The organism is Prevotella sp. C0026C3 (assembly GCF_056590795.1).
Genome location: NZ_JBWPWW010000007.1, coordinates 75,675 through 87,121, shown reverse-complemented (window position 1 = coordinate 87,121; position 11,447 = coordinate 75,675). Strand labels below are relative to the sequence as shown.

Here is an 11,447-nt window from a genome sequence, read left to right as displayed (position 1 = left end):
TGCATTCAAGTTAGAATTATCTATGAGCATCCATTCGTCTACAATGAGGTTATTCTGCTAACGTAAAGTCCAATTGTTTTTTCTCTATATTGGCCTTAGCTACCTGTATTTTGATGGCATCACCGAGTTGATACTTATGGTGACGACGCCGTCCTACGAGGCAGAAGTTGCGTTCATCGAAGTCATAGAAGTCGTCACCGAGGTCGCGCATAGGCACCATACCCTCGCAATGGTTCTCGTCTATCTCGGCATAAATGCCGTAACTGGTGATTCCACTGATATGTGCGTCGTACACATTACCCAACTTATCGGCCATAAATTCGACCATCTTGTACTTGATGGAGTCGCGCTCAGCATTCTGGGCTATCTGTTCCATGTCCGAACAGTGCTCGCAGAACTCCTCATAATGTTTCTCGTTGGCACTTCGTCCGCCTTCGGCATAGCGCGTCAAGAGGCGATGTACCATCGTATCGGGATAACGACGGATAGGCGAAGTGAAGTGTGTGTAGTAGTCGAATGCCAATCCGAAGTGCCCGATATTGTGCACGCTGTACTTCGCTTTCATCATGGCGCGTAGAGCAACGGTCTGTATGAGCTTGCCTTCGGGTTTGCTTTCTACCTCGTCCATGAGCTTGTTTAGGCTGCGGGCAGCAGCTCCTTTGGTGCTACTACTCTTGAGACGATAGCCGAATTTTACGATAAATTCGCGCAATACCTCCAACTTCTGTGGGTCGGGATTGTCGTGGATACGATAGGGGAGCGTCTTGGCTTTGGCTCCTTTCTTTACCTTTCCGATGCTTTCGGCCACCGTCCTGTTGGCTAATAACATAAATTCTTCGATGAGTTTGTTGGCATCGTGCGAGCGTTTGAAGTAACATTTCGTAGGTGTACCCTTCTCGTCGATGTCGAAATGCAACTCCTCTCGGTCGAATTTCACGGCTCCGTTTTTGAAGCGGGCAGCCCTTAACTTCTTGGCCAATCGGTCTAACATGATGAGATTGTCGGCATTTTCGCCCTTGTATCCTCCCTTAGGTGCTTTCGGAGCAGGCTCCCCTGTGCCGTCGACCACGCCGTTGGCTTCCAGCAATTCCTGCACCTCTTCGTAGGCGTAGCGGCGATTGCTGCGGATGATGGTGTGTACTACGCGATGCGTTTTCACGTCGCCTTCCTCGTCCATATTAAAGATAACGCTGTAAGCCAACTTGTCTTCATCGGGTCGAAGCGAACAGATGAAGTTGCACAGGCGTTCCGGCAACATGGGGATTGTGCGGTCTACGAGATACACGGAAGTCGCTCTCTTGTAGGCTTCCTTATCGATAATGGAGCCTTCGGTGACGTAGTGAGACACGTCGGCAATGTGTACACCTACCTGCCAAAGCCCCTTGTCTAGCTTTTTGATGCTTAGTGCGTCGTCGAAATCCTTTGCATCCTTGGGGTCAATGGTGCATGTGAATACGTCGCGGAAGTCTTCCCGCTCTCGTTCATCTTGCTCCGTTATCTCGCCGCTAATCTTCTCTGCTGCCTCTTCCACGGCTTTCGGATACTTATAGGGTAGGCCGTATTGCGAGAGAATGGTATTCATCTCCGTGTCGTTATCGCCTGATTGGCCGAGCACATCAATCACTTCGCCCACTAGATTCTTATGTTCTGCGTCGGGCCACTGTTTGATTTTAACGATGGCTTTGTCGTTGGTTTTGCCCCCTTTGAGTTTGCGTTTGGGGATGATAATATCTCGAACGAAGAGGTTTTCCTGCGTTATGAGGAAAGCCAAATCTTTCTCTACGCGCAGTTTACCCACCACGGTATCTTTCTTACGACTGATGATTTCAATCACCTGTGCTTCTTTGATGTGGTTTGCCCGACGTGCCATGATAGACACTTTTACGCGGTCTCCGTTGAGTGCCGACATGGAATTGCGCTCCGAAACAAAGATGGGGAGCGAGCCGTCATCGGGGATAAACGAGTTCTTACCATTCGATTTGCGCACGAACGTACCCTCTTGAACCTGTCCTTTGAGATTGAGTTTGTATGAATTATCCGATACACGCGTCAGATAATCTTCCCATGCCAAACTCTCCAAAATATCTATAGCAAGCATCTTCAGTGGGTGGGTATCCAACCGCAGGATGCGAAATATCTCTTTAAAACTTAATGTCTTCTCAGGCTGAGAAGAAAACAGACCTATCAACTTTTCCGATAGTTGATTTTTTGTCATGCGTTTACCGCCTTTTTTACCTTTTCCCATATCGTGATGAGTTTTATGTTCTGATGGTAAAGTTATAAAATATTTTCGACACGGTATCGTAATATCGATGAATTAATTATGAAAAGATGAAAACACCGGGATTATCGGTTGGTATAGTGATGGTTGCTATATTGGCTTTACAAAGACGATGTGTACATCGCTTTCCATGATTGATTTGCTAATAATTTGTGCTTATTTTGCTTGTGAGATGGAAGACTTTTCGTCTCTACTGTTCTTCTCTTTTCACTCCTAACTCATCACTTCTCACTCTAAATTTGTCTACTTGTCCACTCGTTAACTCGTCTACCATCAAATTGCAAAGCCCCCGCAGCACTGCTGCCTAGGTCTTTCAGCATTGTTGTTTAGGCTTTGCAGTATCGCTGCTAAGCCATTGCAGTGGATTAAGGGTGAATAGTGAGGAATATGGAATGGTATATTTCTGAATCAATTATACCATCGAATAAGGTTCTTTGCGCGTATATTTTGTTATCTTTGTAAGTGGCTTTGTTGCCGGAAAGTGTGTTTGGTATTGAGCCAAAGACGGTTTGTAAGGCAGTGTATATACAGTCTCTACATTCCGGCATATAATAAATAGATACTTAATGACCGAAATATGGCAGGGAAAAAAGTTGCTGTGGATATTGTAAAGGCGTATGTGCGCTATCTGAAACTGGAGCGAGGGTATTCGGGAAATACCATCGCGGCTTATCAGCACGACCTTCAATGGTTGATAGACTATGCACGGGCGGAGGATTTACAATTGACGGAAATGAAGTTGGAGAATTTGGAAAACTTCACGGCTTTCCTGCACGACCGAGCCATTTCGGCCAAGTCGCAGGCGCGAATCCTTAGCGGTATCCGTTCTTTCTATCGTTTTTTGGTGCTGGACGATTATATAGATGCCGACCCTACGGAATTGTTAGAGTCACCACAGATAGGTAAACATCTGCCCGAAGTGTTGTCTACGGAAGAGGTGGATATGCTGGAAGGCAGCATCGACCTGTCGAAACTGGAAGGGCAACGCAACAAGGCTATCATCGAAGTGTTGTTCTCTTGTGGGCTGCGTGTATCGGAACTCGTCACATTGAAGTTGTCGCAACTCTACTTGGAAGAAGGGTATGTGCGCGTATTAGGTAAAGGGAATAAGGAAAGACTGGTGCCCATATCGGGTAAAGCCGTCAAAGAACTGCAGCTATGGTTTTACGACCGCAACCTGATGACGATAAAACCGGGTGAAGAAGACTATGTGTTCTTGAATCGACGAGGCGCCCATCTTACGCGAACGATGATTCTTATCATGATCAAGCGGCAAGCCGATGAGGCCGGAATTAAGAAAACCATCTCGCCACATACGCTTCGTCATAGTTTTGCCACGGCACTTTTAAAGGGTGGAGCCGACCTGCGTGCCATCCAAGCCATGCTGGGGCATGAGGATATTGGTACTACGGAGATTTACACCCATATCGATACTACCACGCTACGCGAGGAAATCTTGCATCATCATCCGCGCAATATGAAGTATCATGAAGAGTCATGAAAGAGGAATAAGACAGTAAAAGGGCAACCATCATGAAGATGATTGCCCTTCTTATTTCTTGATGAAATCTGCTGAGATTACTTGTTTACAGCATCAGCGAGTTCAGCACCAGCCTTGAACTTAGCAACTTTCTTAGCTGCGATAGTAATGTTCTGCTTGGTAGCTGGGTTGATACCCTGACGAGCAGGACGCTCGTTAACACTAAATGTACCAAAACCTACGAGCTGAATTTTATCACCTGCAACGAGTGCACCCTTGATAGTTTCTACAGTAGCTTCCAATGCTTTCTTCGCATCAACCTTTGTCAAACCAGCTTTAGCTGCAATCTGATCGATCAATTCTGTCTTATTCATAATTCAGTTTTTTATTAAATGATAATTTATAAATATTCCGTTTATACATGGCAAATATAGGAGAAACCTTTCATAAATCAAACAAAAAGGCGAAAAATATTTCGCTTTTTTTGAAAAATTGTGTAAAAAGGCCTGTTAATAGGCCTTTTCGATAATCTTTTATCCTATTTTTTACTTGTAAAGTCCACTGTTGTGAAAAGGCCGAATTACAGTTTATCTCCGTAGCAGAGGTCGCCTGCATCACCGAATCCGGGTACTATATACTTATATTCGTTCAAGCCCGGATCGATGGCTGCGCACCAAATGGTGGTTTTGTCTTCGGGGAATGTGTTGCGGATGTGCTCAATGCCTTCGGGGGTAGCTATGACACAAGCCACATGAATGCGCTTCGGTGTACCCTTGGTGAGGAATGCTTTGTAGCCCAATTCCATGCTACCACCGGTGGCAAGCATCGGGTCGGCGATGATAAGGCACTTCTCGTCGATGCTGGGAGTTGCTAGATATTCTACGTGGATGCCCACTTGTTTGTGCTCGCTGTCGGTATATTCGCGATAAGCACTGACGAAAGCATTGCCCGCATGGTCGAAGATGTTGAGGAAACCATTGTGGAACGGCAAGCCTGCACGGAATATAGTGGCCAGTACGATCTTGTCGGTGGGGACGTTGATACGTGAAATGCCGAGGGGAGTGGCAATGTCTTTAGCCTCGTAGTTCAATGTCTTGGAGATTTCAAAAGCTTCAAATTCTCCGATACGCATGATGTTGTTGCGGAAGAGCAGACGATTTTTCTGATATTCAACATCGCGAATCTCGGCCATGTACTGGTTGATGATACTGTTTTTGTCTGAAAAGTTAATAATTTCCATAAGGCTTGTGTTTTTGCTTGCAAAATTATGAAAAATCACCCGATTATGTCACGTCGGAATAGCAAAAGTAAACAGTAGGCAAAGGATTTTAGTATCTTTAACCAAATCGGCAAAAGCGGTTGACGATTTTTTGTGGCTGCAAATTGCTGTATTGGTGTTTTTTTTGTTATCTTTGCGCACGGTATTTAAGATAATTGCCACATCTGAATGCAGATATTTTTTTCAACTTAAAATACATTTTATATAATGGCAAAGTTTGACAAGAGCGTACTTGAAAAGTACGGTATTACAGGTACAACGGAAGTTGTTTACAATCCTTCTTACGAAACATTGTTCGAAGAAGAGACAAAAGAAGGTCTCGTAGGTTTTGAAAAAGGTCAGGAAACAGAGCTTGGCGCGGTTAACGTGATGACAGGTATCTATACTGGTCGCTCTCCTAAGGATAAGTTTATCGTAGATGATGAAAACTCTCACGACACTGTATGGTGGACATCTGAGGAGTACAAGAACGACAACCACCCTGCTACAAAAGAAGCATGGGCTGTGGTAAAGGAACTTGCTAAGAAAGAACTTTCTAACAAGCGTCTGTTCGTTGTAGACGGTTTCTGCGGTGCTAACAAGGATACTCGCATGAAGGTTCGTTTCATTGTTGAGGTTGCTTGGCAGGCTCACTTTGTAACAAACATGTTCATCCGTCCTGTAAATCAGGAAGAGTTGGATCAGGAACCAGACTTCATCGTTTATAACGCTTCTAAGGCTAAGGTTGAAAACTACAAGGAATTGGGTCTGAACTCAGAGACTGCTGTTGTCTTCAACGTAACAAGCAAGGAGCAGGTTATTTTGAATACATGGTACGGTGGTGAAATGAAGAAGGGTATGTTCTCTATGATGAACTACTTCTTGCCATTGAAGGGTATGGCTTCTATGCACTGCTCTGCTAACACAGATATGAACGGTGAGAACACAGCAATCTTCTTCGGTCTGTCTGGTACAGGTAAGACTACATTGTCTACCGATCCGAAGCGTCTCCTTATCGGTGATGACGAGCACGGATGGGATGACAACGGTGTATTCAACTTTGAAGGTGGTTGCTACGCTAAGGTTATCAACCTTGATAAGGAAAGCGAACCCGATATCTTCAACGCTATCCGTCGTAACGCATTGTTGGAGAACGTAACAGTAGACGCTAACGGTAAGATTGACTTCGCAGATAAGAGCACTACCGAGAATACTCGTGTATCTTATCCTATCAATCACATCAATAACATCGTTCGTCCTGTATCTTCTGCTCCTGCAGCTAAGCAAGTTATCTTCTTGTCAGCAGATGCATTCGGTGTATTGCCTCCAGTATCTATCTTGACTCCTGAGCAGACACAGTACTACTTCTTGTCTGGTTTCACAGCTAAGTTGGCAGGTACAGAGCGTGGTATCACAGAGCCTACTCCTACATTCTCTGCTTGCTTCGGTCAGGCTTTCTTGGAGTTGCATCCTACAAAGTATGCTGAAGAGTTGGTTAAGAAGATGGAGAAGAACGGTGCTAAGGCTTACCTCGTTAACACAGGTTGGAACGGTACCGGCAAGCGTATCTCTATCCGCGATACACGTGGTATCATCGATGGAATCTTGAGTGGTGCTATCAATGAGGCTCCTACAAAGCAGATTCCTTTCTTCGACTTCACTGTTCCTACACAGCTCGAAGGTGTTGACACCGGTATCCTCGATCCTCGCGATACTTACGCTGACGCAGCTCAGTGGGAAGAGAAAGCTAAGGATTTGGCTGCTCGTTTCATTAAGAACTTCAAGAAGTACGAAGGCAACGAGGCTGGTAAGGCTTTGGTTGCTGCTGGTCCTCAGCTGTAATTTCGTAATTCACGATTATAAAGAGGCGCTCTCCTGCACAGGGAGAGTGCCTCTTTCCGTAAATATGACTGCCGACCGAAACCTACGTAAAATCATCCACGTAGACATGGATGCCTTCTATGCCTCTGTGGAGCAACGCGACGACCCCTCGTTGCGTGGGAAGCCTATTGCCGTAGGATTTGATGGTGAGCGCAGTGTGTTGACTACGGCCAGTTATGAGGCTCGCCAGTTTGGCGTACATTCGGCCATGCCTACTTCTAAGGCTAAACGACTATGTCCTGAATTGATACTTGTACCAGTAAACTTTGAGAAGTATCGTGCCGTGTCGAGTAAGGTTCATGCTATTTTGCAGGATTACACAGACGTCATAGAGCCCCTTTCGCTTGATGAAGCTTTCTTGGATGTCTCTAATAATAAAATAGGTGTAGAGTTCGCTGTTGACATCGCACGTGAGATACGTCGGCGTATCAAAGAAGAACTGCATTTGACCGCTTCTGCCGGAGTTTCTTACAATAAACTGCTGGCCAAGATAGCATCCGATTATCGAAAACCCGACGGATTGACCGTGATTCATCCCAGTCGTGCACTCGATTTCTTGTCGCGTCTGCCTGTGGAAGACTTTTGGGGAGTCGGAGCTAAGACGGCTGAAAAGATGCATGGTCTCGGTATATTCACAGGTTTGCAACTACGACAATGTTCACAAGAGATGTTGATACGCCATTTTGGAAAGATGGGTGGCATCTTTTACCAGTTTACGCGGGGTGTAGATGACCGTCCGGTGGAAGCTCATTACATCAGGAAATCACTAGGCTGCGAACGTACTTTTCTAAAGGATTTGTCGCAACATTCATCGTTTGTCATTGAACTTTATCATTTGACGGAAGAATTGGTAGGCCGTATTGCGAAGGAAAATTTTAGGGGAACGACCCTAACCTTGAAGGCAAAGTATAGTGATTTTACGCAGGTAACACGCAGTGTGACGCGTCGGAAGCCTTTTATATCTAAAGATGAGATACTACCAGTGGCCAAACAGCTCATCGCACAGATAGAAGCCGAAAATCATGAAATACGTTTGTTGGGGCTGTCGGTGTCGCATTCGCATTTGGAAGATGATATGGGAAAGGCAGAATGGACAGAACTTGACATTCCATTTCCGGAGTGGATGAATGAAAAAAGATGAGTATGTAGATTTCGAGATTGATGTAAATCAAGGAAAATGGATTGAGGTTGAAGAAATATAGACAAAAATTCGAGGATGAAGAATGAGCCTTATACCTTTGCGACTTCTTTTGTAAAAGGATATTATTACGCAAAAAATAATTAGATAAGGCAGTGGATTGGTTGTCTAAAATAGGAGTAGTATTCATGGATATGGAAACGGTATCGTTGCTTGGTGGCGTGCTGTTTTTAACGATTCTCAGTGTTATTGCACTGAGACATACGAATGTACACTAGTAAATTATAAATAATTGTTACAGCGAAGATTGTATTTTATCTCTTGATATTAAACACTAAACAAACTTTAAAATAATGGACTTATTCATTATTTTACATAATAAAGAGTATAAAAGTTGGCCTAATTAAGGATTTCTACTTAAATTTGCAGCTAAAATAATATTTTCAATTTGAATGAAGGGGAAGTTATTATCCACTGCAGTGCTGTTGTTGTCGGCAATAAGTCTGCTTACTTCTTGTCTGGGCAATAATGACGAGAAAACAACTTACTATGGGGAAACGGCCATTACGTCCTTCAAGCTTGGGACATTAAAGAGAACCATACATACTAAGAATTCTGCTGGAAAAGATAGCGTTTACACTACAACGATAGATTGTAGTGGCTATTCTTTCTATATAGATCAAATCAATAATCGGATTTATAACCCGGATTCGTTGCCAAAAGGTGTCGATGTGGGTAAGGTGATATGTACGATTGCTGCGAAGAACGGTGGTGTAATTCTCTTGAAAGATAATGATTCTGACAGTTTGTTTTATTACAATACCTCGGATTCCATCAATTTTAAGCAGGCTCGTGAATTCCGTGTGATGTCTGCCGTGAACAGTTCTGAGACAGCTACACGTTCTTATCTCATTGACGTGAATGTGCATAAGGAAGTGGCTGATTCTTTCTCTTGGAACAATCCAGCAACCAATAATCCTCAGATCGCCGCATTGACAGCCATGCGCGGTTATGCGCTTGGAGGCTTCGTTTATGTGGTTGGAAACAAGGGAGCAGGCGTAGAGGTGTATCGTACAGCTGAAAGCGATGGCGCCACATGGTCTGCCGTAACACCTAATATTGCATTGTCTACTGAGGCATATAAGAATATTGCCATTCAAGATGGTACGGCTTATCTGCTCAACGATGGTGCTATCTATACATCGTCTGATTTCAAGACATGGCAGAAAGGTGCTTCGGCAGCTACAATCAAGCAATTATTGGGTTCTGGTACCAAGAAACTCTATGCGCTAACAACGACCAGTGTTTTGGCTGCGTCTGTAGATAAAGGCGCCACTTGGATTGTTGAGAAGTTGGATAATGATGCAGCGTTATTACCGACAGAAGGTGTTAGCTTTGTTTGTCGACATGGGTCTGCAGGCGATGCTGTCGATTATTTGACGATTATTGGCAATCGTGCGGATTCTTATTCGAAAGATTCTACAGCGATGGTATGGGGTAAAGTAGAGGAACTCTCTGCCGGTGGCAAGACGCAGGCATGGACTTATTATCCTATAGCCCGCTCGGATAGATATAAAGCACAGCGCTTGACTAATTTGCAGGCAGTGCTCTATGGAAATGGTATGAGAGCCATTGGAGGTTCCGGTCGTGGAGCTAGTAAGGGCAAGGCTTTTGCCCAAGTGTATACAAGTGAGGACGGTGGATTGCATTGGCCTAAGGATACTGTTGTCACAATGCCTACGGGATTCTCTTCCAGCGAAACCTCGTTTGCGTTGGTGACAGACTCTCAACACCGCTTATGGATTATCTGTGGCGGTACAGGACAGGTGTGGAAGGGGTTGCTCTCCGGCTTGGCTTGGAAGAAGGAAGATACAATCTTTCAATAAAAATAAGAGCATTGCCCGTGAATAAAGGCTTTGGTGTGAATAGAAAGGTAGGTAATAGTGTGCGAATAGGATTGTTGGCATGCTTATTAGTCTTTACTGTCACACCGCTACATGCCCAAGATGATGACGAGTATCGTATGGAAATCGGTGCCGGATTAGGGCTTGATGGCTATCTTGGTGATTTCAATGGAAATCTGACGAAAGATTTACGGCCGATGATGGCGGTGATATTGCGACGCAATTTGAATCCTTATATGGGTTTACGATTGTCGGGTATGTTTGGAAAGTTAAAAGGTTCGTCGGCCGATGTAGACACCTATTATCCTGCTTATGCCAGTATTCCCCATCAATTTAGTCGTTCTTTGGTAGATATAGGCCTCACTTATGAATATAATTTCTGGTCGTATGGCACTGGGCGCGATTACCGTGGAGCCAAAAGATTGACCCCCTATGTGGGTATAGGTGTTGGCGGTACGTTCGTGTCGGGTAATGGTAACGATTTTGCTTTCAATTTCCCGATAGGGCTAGGTCTTAAATATAAGGTGGCCGACCGATTGAATTTGGGGTTGGAATGGATGATGCATTTCGGTACGAGCGATATGTTGGATGGGGTGAAAGACCCTTATGCGATAGCTAGTTCCGGCTTGTTTAAGAATACTGATAGCTATTCGACGTGCATGTTGACACTGGCTTATAGTTTTATGCCGAAGTGCAAGACGTGTAATAAAGATTATTGACGATATGACAGAGCAATTAGATATGAATCGCATTCCGCAACACGTGGCTATCATCATGGATGGTAACGGGCGTTGGGCTGCAGAGCGTGGCAAGGAACGCAGCTTTGGTCATCAGGCTGGGGTGGATACGGTACGTCGTATTACATCAGAGTGTGTGCGCCTAGGTGTGAAATATTTGACGCTATATACATTCTCTACAGAAAACTGGAATCGACCTACTGATGAGATTTCTGCCTTGATGGGCTTGGTGTTGTCTTCGTTGGAAGATGAAATTTTCATGAAGAACAATGTTAGATTCCAAGTTATTGGCGATATAGAACGTCTTCCAGAGGTGGTACACGAAAAGCTGAGAGAGACCGAAAGTCATACCTCTGATAATGATGCCATGACCATGGTGGTGGCTTTGAGTTACTCTTCGCGTTGGGAAATCACAAAAGCTTTGCGTGATATGATAAGCGAAGGTGTTAAACCGGAAGATGTGACAGAGGCGTTTGTCACTGCTCATTTGGAGACGAAAGATATGCCTGATCCCGAATTACTCATCCGTACTGGCGGTGAATTGCGCATCTCTAATTATCTGCTTTGGCAGATTGCTTATTCTGAACTCTATTTCTGTGATACCTATTGGCCCGATTTCGGTGAAGAAGATCTACGACGTGCCATTCTCAGTTATCAGAGTAGACAGCGCAGATTCGGTAAGACAGAGGAGCAAGTAGAAAACGAACAGAATTCAAAATAAGAATATCTATACACCACAGAATATAAAGACGAAAGAAATTTTCCGAA

General features: G+C 44.5%; 9 protein-coding genes. 6 read left to right on the top strand and 3 right to left on the bottom strand.

Annotated elements, in window-relative coordinates; all coding sequences use genetic code 11:
• Positions 1 to 49: 49 nt before the first annotated feature.
• Entirely contained in the window at positions 50 to 2,245 is a 2,196-nt protein-coding gene (rnr, locus tag AC1EK4_RS06230; RefSeq protein ID WP_036897747.1) for a ribonuclease R, read from the bottom strand.
• A 613-nt stretch (positions 2,246 to 2,858) separates the two neighbouring features.
• Here rnr and xerA point away from each other — a divergent pair.
• Positions 2,859 to 3,782, top strand: coding sequence for a site-specific tyrosine recombinase/integron integrase (xerA, locus tag AC1EK4_RS06225; protein WP_036897750.1), 924 nt, complete (start codon positions 2,859 to 2,861; stop codon positions 3,780 to 3,782).
• Positions 3,783 to 3,859: 77 nt separating this feature from the next.
• Here the strand turns inward: xerA and AC1EK4_RS06220 are convergent, their stop codons facing one another.
• Complete coding sequence (locus AC1EK4_RS06220; protein WP_036897752.1) at positions 3,860 to 4,135, bottom strand: HU family DNA-binding protein; 276 nt, start codon at positions 4,133 to 4,135, stop codon at positions 3,860 to 3,862.
• A gap of 206 nt (positions 4,136 to 4,341) precedes the next feature.
• The gene (gene upp / locus AC1EK4_RS06215) at positions 4,342 to 5,001 is read right to left on the bottom strand and encodes a uracil phosphoribosyltransferase (protein WP_036897755.1); all 660 of its coding nucleotides are present in this window, start codon (positions 4,999 to 5,001) and stop codon (positions 4,342 to 4,344) included.
• Between the two features lie 246 nt (positions 5,002 to 5,247).
• On the opposite strand from upp, the gene pckA reads away from it, so the two are divergent.
• The 5 genes from pckA to AC1EK4_RS06190 all read left to right on the top strand — a co-directional run bounded on the left by pckA (position 5,248) and on the right by AC1EK4_RS06190 (position 11,400).
• Entirely contained in the window at positions 5,248 to 6,861 is a 1,614-nt protein-coding gene (gene pckA / locus AC1EK4_RS06210) for a phosphoenolpyruvate carboxykinase (ATP) (RefSeq protein ID WP_036897757.1), read from the top strand.
• Positions 6,862 to 6,925: 64 nt separating this feature from the next.
• A complete protein-coding gene (gene dinB, locus AC1EK4_RS06205) occupies positions 6,926 to 8,041 on the top strand; it encodes a DNA polymerase IV (protein ID WP_036897759.1) in 1,116 nt (371 codons plus the stop codon).
• Between the two features lie 449 nt (positions 8,042 to 8,490).
• The gene (locus AC1EK4_RS06200; protein ID WP_480357430.1) at positions 8,491 to 9,924 is read left to right on the top strand and encodes a DUF6242 domain-containing protein; all 1,434 of its coding nucleotides are present in this window, start codon (positions 8,491 to 8,493) and stop codon (positions 9,922 to 9,924) included.
• 59 nt (positions 9,925 to 9,983) lie between these two features.
• On the top strand, positions 9,984 to 10,661 hold the full coding sequence (gene porG / locus AC1EK4_RS06195) for a type IX secretion system protein PorG (protein WP_480357512.1): 678 nt from the start codon (positions 9,984 to 9,986) through the stop codon (positions 10,659 to 10,661).
• A gap of 4 nt (positions 10,662 to 10,665) precedes the next feature.
• A complete protein-coding gene (locus AC1EK4_RS06190; RefSeq protein ID WP_480357429.1) occupies positions 10,666 to 11,400 on the top strand; it encodes an isoprenyl transferase in 735 nt (244 codons plus the stop codon).
• Positions 11,401 to 11,447: the final 47 nt, after the last annotated feature.